Source organism: Negativicutes bacterium (assembly GCA_018052945.1).
Classification (GTDB): domain Bacteria; phylum Bacillota; class Negativicutes; order JAGPMH01; family JAGPMH01; genus JAGPMH01.
In genome coordinates, this window is the sequence record JAGPMH010000012.1 from 1 (window position 1) to 19,579 (window position 19,579).

General features: G+C 34.4%; 17 protein-coding genes, 1 pseudogene and 1 other annotated feature. Of the genes and pseudogenes, 16 read left to right on the forward strand and 2 right to left on the reverse strand.

Going from position 1 to position 19,579, the window contains the following annotated elements; genetic code table 11:
• The 14 genes and pseudogenes from KBI38_03165 to trxA form a co-directional block, all read left to right on the forward strand.
• A partial coding sequence (locus tag KBI38_03165; protein ID MBP8629066.1) for an HD domain-containing protein occupies positions 1 to 421 on the forward strand: 421 nt, incomplete at its 5' end.
• A 23-nt stretch (positions 422 to 444) separates the two neighbouring features.
• On the forward strand, positions 445 to 1,323 hold the full coding sequence (locus tag KBI38_03170; GenBank protein ID MBP8629067.1) for a 4-hydroxy-tetrahydrodipicolinate synthase: 879 nt from the start codon (positions 445 to 447) through the stop codon (positions 1,321 to 1,323).
• A gap of 35 nt (positions 1,324 to 1,358) precedes the next feature.
• Positions 1,359 to 2,312, forward strand: coding sequence for a TAXI family TRAP transporter solute-binding subunit (locus KBI38_03175; GenBank protein MBP8629068.1), 954 nt, complete (start codon positions 1,359 to 1,361; stop codon positions 2,310 to 2,312).
• A 31-nt stretch (positions 2,313 to 2,343) separates the two neighbouring features.
• A complete protein-coding gene (locus KBI38_03180) occupies positions 2,344 to 2,868 on the forward strand; it encodes a DUF1850 domain-containing protein (protein ID MBP8629069.1) in 525 nt (174 codons plus the stop codon).
• On the forward strand, positions 2,865 to 4,094 hold the full coding sequence (locus tag KBI38_03185) for a tRNA adenylyltransferase (protein ID MBP8629070.1): 1,230 nt from the start codon (positions 2,865 to 2,867) through the stop codon (positions 4,092 to 4,094). Before KBI38_03180 ends, KBI38_03185 begins: the two co-directional genes overlap by 4 nt.
• A gap of 46 nt (positions 4,095 to 4,140) precedes the next feature.
• Positions 4,141 to 4,367, forward strand: a binding site (T-box leader).
• A 136-nt stretch (positions 4,368 to 4,503) separates the two neighbouring features.
• Positions 4,504 to 6,048: a 2-isopropylmalate synthase gene (locus KBI38_03190; GenBank protein ID MBP8629071.1), complete on the forward strand. Its 1,545-nt coding sequence runs from the start codon at positions 4,504 to 4,506 to the stop codon at positions 6,046 to 6,048.
• A 354-nt stretch (positions 6,049 to 6,402) separates the two neighbouring features.
• Positions 6,403 to 7,104, forward strand: a complete 702-nt coding sequence (locus KBI38_03195; GenBank protein ID MBP8629072.1) for a sigma 54-interacting transcriptional regulator — start codon at positions 6,403 to 6,405, stop codon at positions 7,102 to 7,104.
• Positions 7,105 to 7,135: 31 nt separating this feature from the next.
• Positions 7,136 to 7,357, forward strand: a pseudogene (locus KBI38_03200) (aquaporin).
• Between the two features lie 18 nt (positions 7,358 to 7,375).
• On the forward strand, positions 7,376 to 8,290 hold the full coding sequence (locus KBI38_03205; GenBank protein ID MBP8629073.1) for a hypothetical protein: 915 nt from the start codon (positions 7,376 to 7,378) through the stop codon (positions 8,288 to 8,290).
• Between the two features lie 159 nt (positions 8,291 to 8,449).
• Complete coding sequence (locus KBI38_03210; protein ID MBP8629074.1) at positions 8,450 to 9,088, forward strand: hypothetical protein; 639 nt, start codon at positions 8,450 to 8,452, stop codon at positions 9,086 to 9,088.
• Between the two features lie 33 nt (positions 9,089 to 9,121).
• A complete protein-coding gene (gene glpX, locus KBI38_03215) occupies positions 9,122 to 10,084 on the forward strand; it encodes a class II fructose-bisphosphatase (protein MBP8629075.1) in 963 nt (320 codons plus the stop codon).
• A gap of 214 nt (positions 10,085 to 10,298) precedes the next feature.
• A complete protein-coding gene (locus KBI38_03220) occupies positions 10,299 to 11,387 on the forward strand; it encodes a helix-turn-helix domain-containing protein (protein MBP8629076.1) in 1,089 nt (362 codons plus the stop codon).
• 1,105 nt (positions 11,388 to 12,492) lie between these two features.
• Positions 12,493 to 13,491, forward strand: coding sequence for a hypothetical protein (locus KBI38_03225; protein MBP8629077.1), 999 nt, complete (start codon positions 12,493 to 12,495; stop codon positions 13,489 to 13,491).
• Between the two features lie 116 nt (positions 13,492 to 13,607).
• Positions 13,608 to 13,922: a thioredoxin gene (trxA, locus tag KBI38_03230; protein MBP8629078.1), complete on the forward strand. Its 315-nt coding sequence runs from the start codon at positions 13,608 to 13,610 to the stop codon at positions 13,920 to 13,922.
• 69 nt (positions 13,923 to 13,991) lie between these two features.
• On the opposite strand, the gene KBI38_03235 is transcribed toward trxA, so the two are convergent.
• Positions 13,992 to 15,410 carry an acetyl-CoA carboxylase biotin carboxylase subunit gene (locus KBI38_03235; GenBank protein ID MBP8629079.1) on the reverse strand — a complete coding sequence of 473 codons (1,419 nt, stop codon included), beginning with the start codon at positions 15,408 to 15,410 and terminating at the stop codon, positions 13,992 to 13,994.
• 169 nt (positions 15,411 to 15,579) lie between these two features.
• Here KBI38_03235 and uvrC point away from each other — a divergent pair, with 169 nt between their 5' ends.
• Both uvrC and KBI38_03245 read left to right on the forward strand, forming a co-directional pair.
• Complete coding sequence (uvrC, locus tag KBI38_03240; protein MBP8629080.1) at positions 15,580 to 17,379, forward strand: excinuclease ABC subunit UvrC; 1,800 nt, start codon at positions 15,580 to 15,582, stop codon at positions 17,377 to 17,379.
• Positions 17,380 to 17,472: 93 nt separating this feature from the next.
• The gene (locus KBI38_03245) at positions 17,473 to 17,631 is read left to right on the forward strand and encodes a rubredoxin (GenBank protein MBP8629081.1); all 159 of its coding nucleotides are present in this window, start codon (positions 17,473 to 17,475) and stop codon (positions 17,629 to 17,631) included.
• 50 nt (positions 17,632 to 17,681) lie between these two features.
• Here the strand turns inward: KBI38_03245 and KBI38_03250 are convergent, their stop codons facing one another.
• Positions 17,682 to 19,460, reverse strand: coding sequence for a PAS domain S-box protein (locus KBI38_03250; GenBank protein MBP8629082.1), 1,779 nt, complete (start codon positions 19,458 to 19,460; stop codon positions 17,682 to 17,684).
• Positions 19,461 to 19,579 lie beyond the last annotated feature (119 nt).

The window sequence follows — 19,579 nt, forward strand, 5'->3', positions numbered from 1 at the left end:
CGCTTTAGCAGCGTTACTCCATGATATTGGAATGGTCTTATTACCACAAGATATTTTGCAAAGTAAAGAAAAACTTAGTATGGTAGATCGAAAATTGGTTAATCAGCATCCAGCCTTAGCGGTAAGAATTTTAAAAAATGCCGGGTTGCCGGAAATAATTAGTGAGTCAATTTTACAACATCATGAAAAAATTGATGGAACAGGCTATCCATTAGGCTTAACTGGTGATAAAATACTTATTGAGGCAAAAATAATAAAAATAGCATCGAGTTTTGATAGCCATACTTCGGAAAAGCCTTATCGTAAGGCTCAATCAGTGTATGAAGTCATTCAAATGATGTGGGATAAAGCAGGCAAAGAATTTGACAAAGAGACTTTGGCGGCTTTTATGACGTTAATTAGTAAAGATATTTTTGATTAAAATAATGTAAAAGGTGTGAATTTATGAAAAGTCCATTATTTATTGGTTCAGCAGTAGCCATTATTACTCCGTTTAACGACAATGGAGTTGACTATGACACATTAGGAGATTTGATTGAATTTCAAATTAAAAATTCAACCGATGCCATTGTTATTTGTGGTACAACCGGTGAAGCTTCGACGATGCCGGATGAAGAACATATTGCGGTGGTTAAGTTTACTGTTGATAAGGTAAATAAAAGAGTGCCAGTTATTGCCGGTTCGGGGAGCAATGATACCAGACATGCCATTAAATTAGCACAAGAACTGGAAAAAGCAGGCGCAGATGCGTTGTTAGCAGTAACACCATATTATAATAAAGCAACGCAAAAAGGCTTGTATCAGCATTTTGTAATGACGGCAGAAAGTGTAAAGATCCCGATTATTTTGTATAATGTTCCGGGACGAACTAATTTAAACATTAATCCTGAAACAATGCAGGAACTGGCAAAAATTAATAATATTATCGGTGTTAAAGAGTGTAATTTTGAGCAAATCGGTGAAATTATTAATCTTTGCGGTCCAGATTTTGCTATTTATTCAGGTGAGGATAGTATGGTGTTACCATATCTTTCGATGGGAGCAAAAGGCGTGATTTCCGTTATGGCCAATGTAATTCCTCAAGATACGCATGATATGGTTATGAAGTTTTTAGCCGGTGATGTTAATATCGCGATGGCGACACAATTAAAAGTGTTAAATTTGGTTAAAATGTTATTTTGTGAAGTTAACCCAATTCCTGTTAAAGCGGCAGTGGGGTTAATGGGCTATAAGGTGGGCGATTGCCGAATGCCATTAACAAATTTAGAAGGTGAAAAACTGACTAAACTTGAGGCAGAAATGAAAAATTACGGCATTATTTAATAATAGATAAATCTAAGCAGAGAGTGGGTAGCAAGATGGTATTATCATTTAAAAAGCTATCTTTGTTAATATTAGTATTGTTATTGGCTGTAGGTGTAGTTGGTTGTGGCAAAAGTGAAGATAAACGAAACTTTAGTATTGCGACTGGTGGGACAGCGGGGACTTATTATCCGCTGGGGGTGGCAATTGCAGAGATTTTAAATAAGGCTATGCCTAATGTCCAAGCTACGGCGCAAAGCACTGGTGCGACTATTGCTAATATTAATATGCTTAAAGAAGGTAGCGTTGATATTGCTTTTGTGCAGAATGATATTGTTTATTATGCTGCTAACGGCTTAGAGATGTTTGAAGGTAAAAAAGTAAATAATTTAAGAGGTTTAATGACTTTATATCCGGAAGCTATTCAGATAATTACATTGCAAAATAAGGATATAACGAAAATTGAAGACTTTAAAGGTAAAAGAATTGCAGTTGGGCCTGATGGTAGTGGTACGGAAGCTAATACCAGACAGATTTTACAAGAATATGGTTTGACTTATCAGGATATTTCACCACTTTATTTACCGTTTGCACAAGCTGTTAGTGCATTGTTAGAGGATAAAGTGGATGTTATTTTTGTGACGGCTGGAGTACCGACGGTTGCGATAGAAACGTTGGCACAAAAAAATAAACTTAGAATGATTGGAATTTCTGAAGATAAGATTCAATCGTTAATGTTTAAATACCCTTTTTACAGTAAGATTAGTATTAATCAAGCTACTTATGATGGGGTAACGCAGAATATCAATAGTATCGCTGTTAGAGCGATGCTGGTGGCTAATAATAAAATTAATGCTCAAGATGGTTATGACATCACTAAAGCTATTTTAAATAATGCTAAAAAAATATCAGAAGCGCATATGGTCGGCAAACTTATTGTGAAAGAAACAGCGACAGAAGGTATGCCAATTGAAATGAACGAAGGGGCAATTAAATTTTTGAAAGAATAATTTCTGATAAGGAGGGGTCGGGTATCAAGTTTTGATATCTGACTTTTTGTATATGGCCGAAAAATTTAAAATGGTAGGTATGATTGTGGTAATGGTAACGCTGTATTATGTCGTTACCTTGGCACTAAGACCTTGTATTGTTGTAGAAAATGATGCTAATATTTTATACTGTTTTAAACTTAACGCCGATGAAGAAATTGCCCTACAATATGTGCACTCAGTTGAAAAAACAGTTGTGATTGAAAAGATAGGGCTAGTTAATAATGAGTTATGCATTAAAGAAATGCTGTATCAATCTTTTGGAGCGGGGTTGCCGTTTTTAGTGCAACAAGGACAGTTTAGAATTGAAAATGATTGGTTTATTATTAATGATATTAATGAAAAAATTACTGCTATAAGCTTAAGGGTTAGCAAAAATTCCAAATTAACAATCAATTATCAAGGGCAAGCTTATAATTTATATGAACTGATTCCTGATAATAGTGTTGTTAATATTAAGAGTGCAAGATACTATGATATTTTCATAGCTGATAAAATTTATAGAGGTATAAGATGACTGAGTTTGATTTTTGGAAAAAAATTAGCTTGTTAGGTGGCGAATTATATATTGTTGGTGGTTGGGTTCGGGATTTTGTCAGAAAAGTTAAGCCTAAAGACAAAGATTATGTTGTTGTTGGTTTAACGGAAGCTGAGTTTACAGAAAGTTTTCCGGAAGTACTAAAAGTTGGCAAGAAATTTCCTGTTTTTTTATTGTATGTCGATAATAAACAATGTGAAGTAGCCTTTGCTAGAACGGAAAAGAAAAATGGGCAAGGGTATCGGGGCTTTGTTGCTGAAGTCAATAATGTCAGTTTACTGCAAGATTTAGCGCGACGCGATACAACGATGAATAGTATTGCCTATGATCTTAAAACAAAGGCGTTGATCGATCCGTATAATGGGCAAGCTGATATTAAGGCTAAGGTAATTAGGGCGGTTTCAGTTAGATTTTGTGAAGATCCGATTAGGGCGTTACGAGCAGCACGGCAAGCGGCAGAATTTGACTTTACAATAACAGATGATACTTTGGAATTAATGAAACAATGTAAGCAGGAATTGTTATTGGAGCCTGGTGAACGTTTTGTAGCAGAATTAAATAAGGCATTAAAGGCTCAAAGACCGTCAAAGTTTTTTTATGCATTAGAGCAAGCAGAATTGCTAGATGTTTGTTTTAGTGAAATTGCCAACCTGACTAATATAAAGCACTTTAAGGGCAATTCCTTTACAATTTTATTAGAAAAATTAGATGAGATTGCGAAGCTTAATAATAATATTGAGATTAGATTTGCAGTGATTATTAATGAATTAGCACAAACAGAGGGGAGTTTTGATTGTGCTAAAGGGTTGTTAGTTTTAAAAAGATTTAATCAACAATTGCGATTACCTAAACGATGGTTGGACATCGTTGAATTTTTGTTACTTACTAAAGAAAAGATAAAAATGCTAAACTCGATAACTGATAGTGACGAGATTGTTGATATTTTGTTAAGTCTAGAAAAAAGCTTTGTCTCAGTCCAAGACCTATCTGATTTTTTAGTAGTTAATAATGTTACTGTGCCTAATTTCATTGAAAATTATAAGTTTATTATTGAAAAATTATTGGATGTTAAAGGGAGTATGGCTCCGGTGGATTTACCTAAACCGGAAATAGCAAAGTGGTTAAGAAAAGAACAAATTGGTAAATATGAAGAGATTGTCCTCAAAGAGAATACAAAAGTTCAACTTAGAGAAACAGAAAAATAAATACTTGACACTTTAAACTAAATCCTTTAGAATAACGTTAAATATAAAAAAAGCAATGAATAGGAATAGTAGAAGTTTTATAAATTTTCAGAGAGCCGAAGGTTGGTGCGATTCGGTAATTGTGGACTTTGAACTCACCTAAGAGCTGTAGCCTGATATGTAGGGTGTGCCGGACTTCCACCGTTAACGGGATAGATGATGTTAGTCATCGAAAAAGTGGACTTATTTGATAAGTCAATTAGAGTGGTACCACGAGTTTACCCCGTCTCTATTATTAGAGGCGGGTTTTTGTTTTTTACAGGAGTTAATAGGGAAAAAGATGGGGTTGAGCGATGGTTAAACAATAGTTAAACAATAGTTCGACTATCGTTCCCAAAAGTATAGTTATAAAAAAATAGGAGTGATAATAATGGATAGAAAAATTTTGATTTTTGATACAACCTTGAGAGATGGTGAGCAAGTACCTGGTGCGAAGCTTAATCTTGATGAGAAAATTAGAATAGCACACCAACTAAAAAAACTTAATGTTGATATTATTGAAGCTGGGTTCCCGATTTCATCACAAGGTGATTTTGAATCAGTAAAACGAATTGCTCAAGAAATAAAAGATGGTCCAATGATTACCGCGTTGGCTCGCGCTGTTAAAAAAGATATTGATGCAGTATATGAAAGTGTAAAATATGCGGATAGACCACTTATTCACATGGTTCTTGGCGTATCGGATTCTCATGTTAATCAAAAAATGAGAAAGTCCAAAGATGAAATTTTGCAAATTGGTGTTGATGCTGTTAAATATGCTAAAACTTTATTACCGGAAGTTCAATATTCTACGGAAGATGCCTCCAGAGCTGATTTTGAATACCTATGGAAAACTATTGAGGCTGTGGTAAAAGCAGGAGCGACAATGATTAATGTTCCTGATACAGTGGGTTATGCAGTACCGGAGTTATTTGGTGAATTGATTGCCAAATTAAATTATCGTTTGAAAAACTTGAATGACAAAGTAATACTAAGTGTACATTGTCATAATGATACTGGTTTAGCAACTGCCAATAGTTTAGCTGCTGTTAGAAATGGTGCGGACAAGGTGGAGTGTACTATTAACGGTATTGGTGAACGAGCTGGTAATGCCGCGATGGAAGAAATAGTTATGGGGATTAAACTTCATCCGGAGTACTATAAAGCAAGTACCAATATTGTGACAACAGAAATAAAAGCAACTTCGAAGATGGTTAGTGATTTGATGGGCTTGGATATTCAGGTTAATAAAGCTATTACTGGAGGCAATGCCTTTGCACATTCTTCCGGTATTCATCAAGACGGTTTGTTAAAGGATCGCAACACTTATGAAATTATCAGACCGGAAGATGTTGGGGTAGAGGATATGGAATTAGTATTAACGGCTCGTTCTGGTCGCCATGCCTTTAAAAGTTCTATTACCAAATTCTTAAAAGCAGAATTAAATGAAGCTGATTTCGAAAAGATTTTTGAAAAATTCTTGGAGCTTGCGGACCGTAAAAAAGAAATTTATAATTATGACTTGTATCATCTTGCCGAAGCTTTTTATATGGAACAAGGCAAACAAGCTGGTCCGATGCAAGGAAAACTTTATGAATTGGTTAATTCTCAAGTTGTCAGCAATGATATTTTCCCTTCGGCCAGTGTGAAAATTAAACAAGGGGAAAAAGTATTTAGTGATAGTGCGGTTGGTGATGGCCCGATTGATGCGTTGTATACTGCTATTAAAAATATTGTTAATGTTGATATTGAATTGCTAGAATATCGTATTACCAGTACTTCCAAAGGCAAAGAAGCGTTGGGGCGCGTTAATCTACAGCTTAAACACAATGGTAAGATTTATCCGGCCAAAGCTGTTGACACGGATATTATCAGAGCAAGTGCGATGGCCTTTTTAAATGGTGTAAATGATATTATTATTGAAAAATTCATATAATATAAACGTAAAGAAACTAAGCTCAGGCTTAGTTTCTTTACGTTTATATTAACGATAGTGAAACAATGGTAGAATGGTTGGGGAAAAATAGTGGAAATATTGTTTAACGGTGGATGATATCATATTGTTATTTACAATATTCCCCCACCGTTTAACTATTGTTTAACCATTGTTCCACAACTGTTCTCCAACTGTTCTCCAACCGTTCACCGGATGCTTGTTTAGCATTGCTAACAGTGTTACAATAAAAGACAGCAAAAGATAATGGTAGGACAGGGAAGTTTTAGGGTATTGGAGGGTAGAGATTTGTATGAGAAATATATAGTTGTAAAGCAATATAAATTTGATCCGTTTATGGCGATTGATATTGCTGAGCAGGCTGTCAAACTCCAAGAAAAGTATAATGTGAAGCTTAATTTTCATAATGATAAAGCCGGGATAATTCCGGCTACTGATTTTCTATTATTAATGGATCTTCCGGTAGATAGTTCCAACAAAATTACTGTGAACGGCAATTCAATACAGGGTAAAAATGCGTTGTTGGAATTTGAAGATTACTTAAATAACTATCAAAAAGAAGAAAAAAATATTTGCTCCGCCGAAAACATTGTCGATTTATTGCATAGTGCGAAAAATATCATCGAAAAAGATGTTTTAGCCAATCAAAATAGAGTTAATCATATGAATGGTTGGAGTTCGATTCGCTTTAAAAGTGAAACCTCAAAAAGCAAGCAACTACGTGAATTAGGTAGTAATGCTAATTTTGCTGATTTTATTGGCTGTAGTCCGGTTATCAATGAAATTTTGACGCTAGCAGGCAAGGCGGCGAAGGTTCATTCCACGGTATTATTGATTGGGGCCAGCGGAACCGGAAAAGAAGTTATTGCAGAGGGCATTCATAAAGCCAGCTTGCGTAATAACGCTCCGCTAATCAAAATAAATTGTTCGGCAATTCCTGAAAATTTATTAGAAAGCGAACTGTTTGGGCATGAAAAAGGTGCGTTTACCGGTGCTATTAAGCGTAAACTTGGTAAAACCGGTTTATATTATGGTTAAAGCTAATATTCCCATGAGTATTTTTCCATGTGTAGTCGGTATTTTGATTTGGACAATTGGTCTTAGTCTAGGTGGAACTACCGGTTATGCCTTAAATCCGGCACGTGATCTAGGTCCAAGGATTGCTCATGCAGTACTACCGATTAAATGGAAGGGTGAGTCTGACTGGTCTTATGCGTGGGTGCCGATTGTTGGACCATTAATTGGGGGCGGGCTGTCATTTTTAATTGCTAAACTTATTGGAATATTATAAATGTGAGGTGGATATATTTTGCAAAGAATCACTAAAATATTAACAGTAGTCGGTATTTTCATAATGGTTATGGTTACAAATTATCATGATGTCAGCGCTAATTATAAAGCTGATTATTACTTAAGAACCGGTAGTCGTAACTTGCTATTAGCAAAAAGTTTTCATGTTGATTTTAATGTTGATATTACCGGCAAGGATTATAACTTTAGCACTGTTATCAATTCTGATGTGGAAAATGTAAAGCAAATGGTAAAAACGGACTTTTTTATTAATGGATATTTTAAAGAAAAAAATTTTAGTGAACAGTTTCAACAATATGCAGATTTGTCAGGCAGTAAAGATAATCTTTATACTTATGATGGTAAACAATGGACCAGAATGAGTAGTCCTAAGCAAACGCCTGCTAAACTAACAGTTGAGCAAATTAATTATATTGATTATAAGGTTAATACAGTTTTTGCTGGTGTAATTACGAATGAAATTATAACAGAAAATAGTGAATATGCGTTGATTGATATTAAAGTTAATATTGAAAAAGCGAAGCAAGCTTTTATTAAAGAATTTTATCCTAAAATTACAGCAACAGAATTACAAGAAATTAATACTGTTTTGCGTAATGTCGGTGATCTTGATATTATCGTAAAATATAATAAACGTAATATGATGTTGGAAGAACATAAACTCGATTTAAGTAGACCGGTAGCTACCGTTGCTATTAATATGTTGGATTTATGGGGTGGTAATAATAAAAATAAAGATTTGTATAAAGGGTTTTTCCAAAATTTTAATTTTGTAATTGGAGCAAGTTATAATAGATTTAATCAAATTGATGATATTGTTGTTCCGCTAGAGGCAAAGGTTGGAAAGTTGATTAAGGCAGATGATGTTTTAAAAGCTGGTGAAGAGCTTAGTAAAGTTGCGAAGATAAATTAAAAATAAAAATTTTAGGCATTACTGTTTATAACGGTGATGCCTAAATTTATCATAAATTTAACAATAAAATAATAAAAAGCTAACTTTTAAAGGATTTTGGGGGCTTTTGGCGAAGTTATAAACAAGCAAGAAGCGTTCTTTTAAAAGAGGTGATGGCTCTTGGTTATTAAAGCTGAAATGGCAATAGCTCTTTATTGTCAGCAATGTGGAAAACTTCATATTAATAAAATTTCTTATTTCTCATTGCGTAGTGAATTGAAACTTTTAAAATGCAGTTGTGGCAATAATTTAGCAACCTTAACACAAAATGATAATAAAAGATTAAAACTTAGAATATGGTGCAATCTTTGTCAAATGTTCCAAGAAAAAATCTATCTCATAAAAGATTTTTATAATATTAGTGTCGAAAAAATCTATTGTGAAAAGGAAAATTTTGAATTGGGATATTTAGGATCAGAACAAGAAATAAAAAACATTGTTGATTTTAATAAAAGTCAGTTTATTAAAAGTGATTGTCTAGAGAATGAATGTGATTTGGCCCAGGTAGAAAAACAACATATTTTATTGGAAGCACTTAATAAAGTTCATGATATTGCCGAAGAGGGCTTGTTATCATGTTGTTGTGGGAGTATGAATATTACTGCCGATATCACTGATGATAATCTTATTTTAGAGTGTAAAGATTGTGGTGGCTTTTATATTTTGACAGCACAAACTGAAGAAGATTTGGAAAAATTAAGTGAGTTGGAAACAATAGAGTTAAAACATGGCAATATTTTAGTCGAAAATATCGACTAATAGTTGTTGTTTATATATGATGGAGGTTGAAATATGGATCGTAGTTTAGCATTAGAATTTGTGAGGGTTACAGAAGCGGCAGCAATTGCTTCTGGGCGATGGATGGGTCGTGGTGAAAAAAATATTGCCGATGGTGCGGCTGTTGATGCCATGCGAGTAGCTTTTGATAATGTGCCGATAAATGGCAGAGTTGTTATTGGTGAAGGGGAGATGGACGAAGCGCCAATGTTATACATTGGTGAAGAGGTTGGTTCCGGCGGTTTGGAAGTTGATATTGCGGTTGATCCGATTGAAGGGACAAATTTAATTGCTAAAGGTGTTCCAGGTTCAATTGCCGTGTTAGCGGTAGCTAAACGTGGCTGCTTATTGCATGCTCCTGATATGTATATGGACAAAATTTGTGTTGGACCACGTGCGGCGGGCAAAATTGATATTAATGCACCGATTCAGGAAAACTTAAAAGCTGTTGCCAGTGCTTTGGATCGAAAAATTGAAGATATGACAGTGGTAATTTTAGATCGTGAACGTCATAGTAAATTAATTAAAGATGTGCGTGATGCTGGTGCCAGAATTAAATTAATCAGTGACGGTGATGTTTCACCGGCGATTGATGTTGGAATTGAAGGAACGGGCGTTCATATGTTAGTGGGGATTGGTGGTGCCCCGGAGGGTGTTATTGCTGCCACTGCCTTAAAATGTCTAGGTGGAGATATGCAGGCAAGATTATATCCGGAAAATGACGAAGAAGTTGCCAGAGCAATAAAGATGGGCATTACTGATGTAAATAAAGTCTTAACTATTGATGATTTAGTGACGGGTGATGATGCCTTTTTTGTGGCAACGGCGATTACTAATAGTGATTTATTAGAAGGAATTCGTTATTTTGGTGGTGGTGCCAGGACGCATAGTATTGTAATGCGTTATAAAACGGGGACTGTCCGCTTTGTTGATACTATTCATCGGATTGATCGTAAAAACTTTTCAGTTAAACGTTAAAAAATACCGCTTCACTTTAATCGTGAAGCGGTATTTTTAATTAGTCTTTGCATTATGGGTTCTTAATGATACAATAGTAAGTGAATAAAAAGTTGTTATATGTAGATTTAAAGCAAAAATATAGTCATTTTGTAGCTTTTTAGAAAAAAATGACTACACATTCCAAAAAAGAATATTGTAACCTAGAAATGAGAGATGTTAGGTGTGTAATAAGATGTTTAAGGCGTTAATTTTTGATAGTAACAAAATTGAATTATTTATGCTCAGACAATTTGTCAATTGGCAAGCCTATGGCTTTGAAGTTGTGGAGGTTGCCACTTCTTATAAAGAGCTCATGGCGCAAATATCAAAAACTAATTTTGATTTAATTGTCATTGATATTTTAAATCTGGAAGGATTACGCAGTGAGTTTTTAGAATTTATAAGATTAAATAAAGATGAGAAATGCTTTGTAGTGATGAGTAGTCAAAGTGATTTCTCTAATGTGCATCGCAGTTTTTGTTTAGGAATTTTCGACTATATCGTCAAACCGGTTAAAATAGATAATTTAGTAGAAGTTTTAACGAGGGTGAAAAATAACTTAGTAGAGATTAATTTTCAGAAAAAAGTTCAAAATATTTCGAAGGTTAATTTATTACAAAAAAGAATTTTGACGATGGAGATAAATTTTTTAGAGTTATTATTTTCTTGTGATTTTTATATATTTGAATATGTTGAAAAAATATCAACGGAAATATTTAATTTAAATGATGAAGATTGTGACAAGAGCGTAGAGTTAATTAACGTTTTAGTGATGAATGTTATTACGAGACTTAATATTGAATTTATGTGGCTAAAATATCTAAATAATATTAATTACAAAATAATTGCTACTGATATTCAGGACTTAAATGATATAAAGATGGAGTTTAATGCAATCGCCAAAAAACTGATTGCCTTAATTAATCGGTATGAATTACATAATAAAAATAGTATTATTGTGCAGACTTGTGAATATGTTAATCAAAATGTTGAGAATAATATCAGGCTTGAAAATATTGCGAGTAATGTTTTTATTAGTAAAGATTATATTGGTAAGCTTTTTAAGCAAAAAACAGGAATTAAGTTTAGTGACTATGTTACAAAAGTAAAAATGGAGCATGCGAAAAAATTGTTAAATGCAGGCTGCTATAAAAACTATGAAATAAGCGAGAAATTATGTTATAGTAATCCCGACTATTTTTGTCGAGTGTTTAAAGATTATACTGGTAAGACACCGCTTGATTATCGCCGGGAAATCAGAAATAATAATGCTAGGTATTAAAATGCAGCAAGAGTATAAAAACTCTTGCTGTTTTTTATGGGCAAAATTGCGTAATAATGTATTTATTTTAGGGGTAAATGATTATATTATTTTAATAAGTATATTACTTGTCTTTTATTGACAGGTAATGTCAAAAATAGAACAAAGGATATTGTGAAGAGTTAGAAAATCACAATGTCAAGAAGGGACGGATTTTAAATTTATGGGCATTTTAACTAACTTTGTAAGTAATGTGATTACGGATGTAAAAGGTATTGTTAAAGAAACTGGTAGTGCAATTGTTGAAGTTGGAGCTGGGGTTATTGATGAAACGAAAAGAGTTAATGCAGTAATCGGCTTAGATACTTTTAAGCCACTAACTTCAATTATTGATTTTAATGAAAGAATTATCGACAGTTTGGGAACAAGATTGGATTTATCAGATTTAGCGGCGTTAGAGAAACAAAGATTGCAACCAATCTCCAGTGAATTTGGTGGACAAGAAAGACCGATTGACTACAGTCATGATGTGGTGCAAAAGACGTCTAATGTTGGTAGTTCCTCTACTCTAGCGGATATTACGAAAATTTATTACAAAGAGTTATATGAAATTTATAATGTTACTGATTCTAATATTAGAAACAACTGGAAAGAAATTCAATTTGTTGATGAATTAAAAACAGGTTTAGATGCAAGAGTATTTGTGAATACGCAAACTCATGAAATTAACTTTGCTTTTGAAGGTTCACATGGTTTTACAAAATTATTGGCAGAAAATGTTGTAATGGGAGAACTTTTAAAAGATTTAAGTGCGCTTAGTGATAATTTTACCAGACATGCCACTGATGAAGAATTTCAAACTATCTATAAAAAATGGGGCGCAGTATTAGGACAAGATGGTTATGCTGATTTGCAGATTTTTGCCAATAAAATTCCAGATCAATTTTATACTGCTTATGCTTGGTTTAAATCCATGCAAAGCCAATTAAGTGTGGGTGCATATGCTGATTATAAACAAGTAATTACCGGACATTCTTTAGCCGGAGCGATGGCTCAAATGGTTTCAGCACAATATACTCTTGATACCGGCAATAAAATTCCAACATTAGCGTTTGAAGGTCCGGGAATGTTGTCACAAATGCAACAATTAGCAGGGAAAGAGTTAAAGCCAAGTGATTTTTCCCATATTGTTAATTTTGTAACTGAAGATGATTTAGTTGGTGAATTTTTCATGGGCAATCAGGTGGGCTTAACAGTTGCGATGCCTTATACGATGTCGCGTAATGATGAATTTTGGGCATTGAAATATCGTTGGGCGCTTAATGCGTTCCAAGAAGTTGCTCAATTTACTGATATCAGAATTGATAGACATGAAATGGGTCAACAAATTGATGTGTTTAATGGCACAGATTTTACTTATCCGGAAAATCAAGTTGTGTTAACTGATAGTGCTGATTTTTATCAAGGTACTTCAGGTAAAGAAGAGCTTATAATGGGCTTTGATGGTAATGATATTTTATTTGGTGGCACTGCTAATGATTATATCTGTGGCGGTGAAGGTGAAGACTATATTTCCGGTGGCTTTGGTAACGACTTTTTAGTGGGCGATCAAGGTAATGATAGAATTTTTGGTGATGCTGGAAATGATTTATTATATGGTGGTTTAGGTGATGACTATTTAGATGGCGGTTTAGGTGATGATCGCTTATATGGTGGTAAAGGTAATGATACGTTAGTTTGGTCAGCTGGTAATGATTTGCTGTATGGACAAACTGGTGATGATAAGTTTATTTTAGGTAAAGTTAACAATAGCGAAAAAACAAGTGGTAATGTAACTGTGAAATTTGATAGAGAAGCATCTGGTAATGATAGAGTTTCCTTTGATTTAACAGCACTTGATACTAAAAATTCCTACATTACTTTCTTAATGTCAGATCATATTATCCCATCTGATGTGACAATGGTTCAAGATGGTAAAAATTTAGTGATTAGTTATGATACCAATTCTTCAATTACGGTTGAAAATTGGTCGGAGGTTAATAAAGTTATGGGTAGTCATGTTACAGTGAGCTTTGGTTCAGAAATTAATTGTGCTATCAGTGGAACCGGATTAGTTAAAAAATAAGATATAAGTAAAAGAAGTTCAGAGTTACATACTTTGGACTTCTTTTATTTATACGTGACTTTATCACAGAATTTTTGGTATAATTAGGCTATAGTGTTAATAGAAAGCGAGGTTTTATTATGACTATGAAAATTACTAAGGATAATTTTAAAGCTGAAGTGCTTGATAGTGAGGTTCCTGTTTTAGTTGATTTTTGGGCTACTTGGTGTGGTCCTTGTCAAATGTTAACGCCGGTTTTGGAAGAGTTATCAGCCGAAGTTGCTGGCAGTGCTAAAGTTGGTAAAATTAATATTGATGAGGAGCCGGAGTTGGCGAACCAATTTGAAATTATGAGTGTGCCGACAATCTTATTATTTAAGGGCGGGAAACTTGTTGATAAAACAGTAGGATTTAAGCCGAAAGGTGCGTTATTACAATTTCTAAACAAATAAAATAGGTCTAATCCTTTGATTAGACCTGCTAAAAGGAAACAGGGCTAACTAATGTTAGCCCTGTTTATATTAATATCCTAAATTACGAGTCAATAAGGACTTATCAAGATTTTTCTTGGCAGTCGCAATATCTTTAAGATTCATTTTTGGTGGTGTTTGTTCATAAGCCGGTAATCTCTTAGCGATAAACTGAGTATCGATATTACCGGTACGGAAGAAGGAATCTTCTAAAATTCTCTTATGCAGAGGAATTGTGGTTTTTACCCCTTCAACGCGGAATTCGTTCAATGCGCGTTGCATGATTTTAATAGCATCGCCTCTAGTGCGACCATGAGCAACGACTTTGGCAATCATCGAATCGTAGTAAGGTTCTACCGATAAACCGGCGCAGATGCCACTGTCAACACGAATTCTTGGACCGCCCGGTTCATGATAAAAATGAATTTCGCCCGGTGAAGGCAAGAAGTTGTTTTCAGGATCTTCCGCATTGATGCGACATTCGATGGCATGACCAACAAAGACAACATCAGCTTGTTTTTTATTAAGCGGTTCACCAGCGGCAATGCGAATTTGGCGACGAACCAAGTCAATACCGGTAATTGCTTCTGTAATCGCATGCTCAACCTGAACTCTTGGATTTATTTCCATAAAGTAAAACTTACTGGCTTGAACATCCATTAAAAATTCAACAGTACCGATATTAGTGTAATGAATACTTTTAGCAGCTCTAATAGCTAATGCTCCAACCTCTTGGCGCATTTCGCAAGTTAAAGCACTGGAAGGAGCTTCTTCCAGAATTTTTTGATTACGGCGTTGCAATGAACATTCTCTTTCACCAAGATGAATAACATTACCGTAATTATCAGCCATAATTTGTACTTCAATATGCCTAGCTTGTTCTATATATGTTTCAAAGTAAAATCTTTGAGCAGAAAAATCAACTAATACTAATGCACTGTCTAAATCTTGTTTATTTTTAATAACAAACATTGATTTACCGCCACCACCGGCAATTGGTTTTAAAATAACCGGATAGCCAAGCTCTTCCACTAACTCAATAGCATGGTCAGCATCGGTGATGCATTTTGTTCCTCTGGTCATTGGTAGACCAGCAATTTCCATAGCTTCACGGGCTGCATCTTTGTCTCCAACTTTACGGATAACAGCCGGTTCCGGCCCTACCCAAATAAAACCTGCTTGTGTAACTTTTTCAGCAAAGTCCGCATTTTCAGAAAGAAAGCCATAGCCAGGATGAATTGCCTCAGCTTTAGTAGCTTTAGCGGCTGCAAGGATTGAATCCATATTCAGATAACTTTGGCTGGCATCAGCCGGTCCAATTTTTACAGATATATCTGCTAATTGAACATGAATAGCATGTTCGTCAACTTCTGAATAAACGGCAACTGTTTCAATCCCCAGCTCCTGGCAGGCCCGGATAATTCGGACTGCTATTTCGCCCCTATTAGCGATAAGGAGTCGTTTGAACATCGTAATAGACCTCCCATTTGCACTATTTTCTAAATTTATTTCTTATATATTATAATATATAATATTACATTAAACAATATTTTGAATGTCAATGATAATGTATACATAAGATTTATAATGTAATATGTGTTCTTTATTGATAAAATATTTGTATATAGGGGGAGATTTTATGCAAAGCAAGATTCAAGAACAATTAAAATTACTGCCAACTAATCCAGGCGTTTATTTAATGAAAAATGAACAAGCTAAAATAATTTATGTGGGTAAAGCCATTAATTTAAAAAATAGAGTTAAATCATATTTTCAAAGTAGCAAAAATCATTCGCCCAAAGTAAAATCAATGGTAGAGAAAATTAGTGATTTTGAATATATTATTACGGCCAATGAGATTGAAGCACTAATTTTAGAATGCAACTTAATCAAAAAATATAGACCTAAATATAATATTAGTTTACGCGATGATAAAACTTATCCTTATATTAAAGTTACCTTAAATGAAGATTATCCGACAGTAAGCATTACTCGAAAAATTTTAAAAGATGGTGCTAAATATTTTGGGCCATATACCAGTGCCGGGGCGGTGCATGAAGTGTTAAACTTATTAAAGAAGCTCTTTCAAATTAGGAGTTGCCGTCAAATGAATACTAAGCGTCCTTGCTTGGAGTTTCATATTAAGCGTTGTTTAGCACCTTGTACCGGCAGAGTAGCGAAAAGTGAGTATCGTGAAATGATTAAAAGCTTATGTTTATTTTTGGAAGGCCGTAATGAGGTTGTTTTAAAAGAGCTGACTAGTAGGATGCAAATAGCTGCGGAAAATTTTCAATTCGAGTTGGCAGCAAAATTGCGCGATCAAGTTTTGGCTATTGAAAAAATAAGTGCTAAGCAAAACATTATTATTGGCAGTAGTGACCAAGATATTATCGGGCTAGCACGCAAAGCTGACGAAGCTTGTATTCAAATTTTCTTTATTCGTAGTGGTAAGATGATTGGTCGCGATCATTTTTTGTTAAATGGTACAGAAGATGAAACTGACAGTGCGTTATTAAATGCTTTTCTTGAACAATATTATAATAAGGCTACTTTTATTCCTAAGGAAATATTATTACCGGCAGAAATTGAAAATGAAGAAATTTTAAGTGCTTGGCTGTCTCAAAAGAAAAATGCCAAAGTAAGTTTTGGACTGCCACAGCGTGGTGTAAAAAAAGAAATGGTGCTGATGGCTAATGATAATGCCGTGGTGGTATTAGAAGAACAAATGATAAAAAATAGTGCTGGCTTAGAACAGACGGTGGGAGCAATGAAGGATTTAGGGCGTTATTTAAGAATGGAGAAAGAATTAAAGCGGATAGAATGTTTTGATATTTCACATATTCAAGGTTCGGAAACTGTGGCGTCAATGGTTGTTTTTAGCAATGGAGCTCCTGATAAACAAGAATATCGTCGCTATAAATTAAAATCGGTAGAAGGAAAGCCTGATGATTTTAAATCAATGCAGGAAGTTGTGGGGCGACGTTATCGACAAAGTGATGGTATTATGCCGGATTTAATCATTATTGATGGCGGTAAAGGTCAATTAAATTCAGCATTAGAAATTATTAGAGCCTTAGGACATTACCAAATTCCGGTGGTAGGACTGGCTAAGCAATTTGAATATGTTTTTTTAGAAGGGCAGAGTGAACCGGTGATATTGCCTCCTAATTCCAAAGCGTTATATTTGATTCAGCGAATTAGAGATGAAGCACATCGCTTTGCGATTACATATCATCGAAAATTACGTCATAAACGAAATTTGGTTTCAGTATTAGATCATATCGAGGGAATTGGTCCGACAAGACGCAAGGCGTTATGGGATGCTTTTGGGAGTATTGCGGAGATTAAAAAAGCGAAGATAACTGATTTGACAGCAGTACCGGGCATTAGTGAAAATATTGCGAATAATATTGTGAAGTATTTTAAAAATTCAATATGAATACAAGGTATTTTGAAAATATTTCTTGCTATGAGATAAATACGAGTGTTACAATTAAACAGTAATTATTATTAATAAAGGCGGGGATATAACATGGAAAAATGGATTTGTGAACTTTGTGGCTATGAGTATGATGAAGCAACTGGTGATAGCGATAACGGTATTGCTGCAGGTACTAAATTTGAAGATATTCCGGAAGACTGGGTTTGTCCATTATGTGGTGCCGGTAAAAGCGAATTTAAAAAATCTTAATAAATAAAAAAATGCCGAAACATCAGAGCAAAAGATGTTTCGGCATTTTTTTATTGTGCTAACGGAATGGAAAAAGTGATGGTTGTTCCTTGGTTGACTTTGCTTTGAACTGTTATTTGTCCACCAAGTAGTTCAACGATGAATTTTACTAAAGATAATCCTAGTCCTGAACCGCCAGCAATTCTGGTTCTGGCTTTGTCCACGCGATAAAAACGATCGAAAATATGTGGTAAATCTTCAGGACTAATACCGATGCCATTGTCGCTGACAGTAATAAAAGCAAAATCTTCAGTACATTCATATTGTAACGTTATTAACCCGTTTTCCGGAGTATATTTAATACTATTTTCTACTAAGTTGATGATTATTTGCATAACCCAGTCGTGATTTGCCATGATTACAGAGTTTTGGCAACAGGTATTAATAATAAGTTGTTGTTTTTTTTCAGCAATTTGTTGGTGCAGTCTTTTTTTGATTTCAGTAAAGATTTCTAACAAATTAATTGGTTGTAAATTTATTTGTTCTCGATATTCAGCAGAATCAAGTTTTGCCAATTGTAATAAATCTTTGAGTAACCGACTCATTCTTTCAGCTTCAGTATAGATGATCTTTAAAAATTTTTCGCACAGCGCTTCATCTTTATAAGCGCCATCTAGTAGGGTTTCGCTAAAACCTTTAATAGCGGTGAGTGGAGTCGCTAATTCATGGGAAGCATTAGCGACAAAGTCTACTTGGCGTTCATAAATTTCTTGAATAACAGTAATATCATGAAAAACAGTGAGAATTTTATCGGGGGAAACAGTATGTTGTGAAAGTGGAGCGAAAAAAACCTGGAAAGTTTTTTTGGTGTTATTAATGCTAATGGTAGTGGTTATTAATTTGTTTTGTCCGGAAGCAAAGACTTCATGGGCAGTTTGACCAAGGAGTGTATTGCCTAAAACACTAATACTATGTTTACCGAGCATTTCTGCAGTGATATTAAAGATTTCCCGAGCTTTTTTATTGATCGAGGTTACGTTGCCGTATTGATCCAGTAAAATAATGGCATTATCCATTTGCTCTAAAATCAAAGCTAGTTTTTGTGCTTCGGCATTAGTTTCATTGATTTTTTCTTGTAATCCGGAGGTTAATTTATTAAGGGTTAGAGCTAGGATTTCTAGTTCATCACCGGTATTTAAATGAATTTTTTGCTGAAGATTGCCATTAATGATATTTTTGGCTGCTAACGTTATCTCTTCAATTGGGGTAGTATATTTTTTCCCTAGCCAGAAACTTAAGATAAAGCTACACAGGATTGTAAAAAACATTGCACCGATAATATTACTGCGAATATTGTCAAAGGCAGTTTCAATGGGGCGTAATGTTTCGGCAATTCGTACTATGGCAATTATTTGGTTATTATTATATACTGGTAAAGCTACATAGAGCATGTTTTTTTCAATAGTGTTACTATACCGTAGAGCCGTAGCATATGAAGCTGTCAAAGCGTCTTGAAATTCAACCCGATTGGCGTGATTGTCCATATTAGTTGGAGTTTCCCAAGAATCGGCCATAACATTACCATTGGGGTTGATAATAGTAATTCTTAAATTATTCATTGGGTTAAATTTTTTGAGCTCGGTATCAAGTTGTTGTTGATTTCCCGAGATTAAATATGATTCCATAAAGCCTTCAATGATTTTTCCGTTAGTTACCAGATGCTCAGTTTGTAATTTGAGATTTTGTTGAGAGAAAAAATATAATAAATAAGAAATTAAACCAATTAAAGCTAATGTTATTAAGGTTATAAAAGAAAAAATGACTCTATTTTTAATGCCGAATTTAAACATAACATCCCTCCTGATAAAATAATTATCGGTGCTATTACAAAAATAGTCTAGATTTATTTTTGGCATTGCTTAACAAAATGACAAGTTTATATTATAGTATAAGATGAGTTAGTAGGAGG

Bases quoted from the DNA above. Each gene is read 5' to 3' on its own strand.
- KBI38_03170 (MBP8629067.1), top strand. From the start codon at position 445: ATGAAAAGTCCATTATTTATTGGTTCAGCAGTAGCCATTATTACTCCG.
- KBI38_03175 (MBP8629068.1), top strand. From the start codon at position 1,359: ATGGTATTATCATTTAAAAAGCTATCTTTGTTAATATTAGTATTGTTA.
- KBI38_03185 (MBP8629070.1), top strand. From the start codon at position 2,865: ATGACTGAGTTTGATTTTTGGAAAAAAATTAGCTTGTTAGGTGGCGAA.
- KBI38_03190 (MBP8629071.1), top strand. From the start codon at position 4,504: ATGGATAGAAAAATTTTGATTTTTGATACAACCTTGAGAGATGGTGAG.
- KBI38_03195 (MBP8629072.1), top strand. From the start codon at position 6,403: ATGGCGATTGATATTGCTGAGCAGGCTGTCAAACTCCAAGAAAAGTAT.
- glpX (MBP8629075.1), top strand. From the start codon at position 9,122: ATGGATCGTAGTTTAGCATTAGAATTTGTGAGGGTTACAGAAGCGGCA.
- KBI38_03220 (MBP8629076.1), top strand. From the start codon at position 10,299: ATGTTTAAGGCGTTAATTTTTGATAGTAACAAAATTGAATTATTTATG.
- KBI38_03225 (MBP8629077.1), top strand. From the start codon at position 12,493: ATGTTGTCACAAATGCAACAATTAGCAGGGAAAGAGTTAAAGCCAAGT.
- KBI38_03235 (MBP8629079.1), bottom strand. From the start codon at position 15,410: ATGTTCAAACGACTCCTTATCGCTAATAGGGGCGAAATAGCAGTCCGA.
- uvrC (MBP8629080.1), top strand. From the start codon at position 15,580: ATGCAAAGCAAGATTCAAGAACAATTAAAATTACTGCCAACTAATCCA.
- KBI38_03245 (MBP8629081.1), top strand. From the start codon at position 17,473: ATGGAAAAATGGATTTGTGAACTTTGTGGCTATGAGTATGATGAAGCA.
- KBI38_03250 (MBP8629082.1), bottom strand. From the start codon at position 19,460: ATGTTTAAATTCGGCATTAAAAATAGAGTCATTTTTTCTTTTATAACC.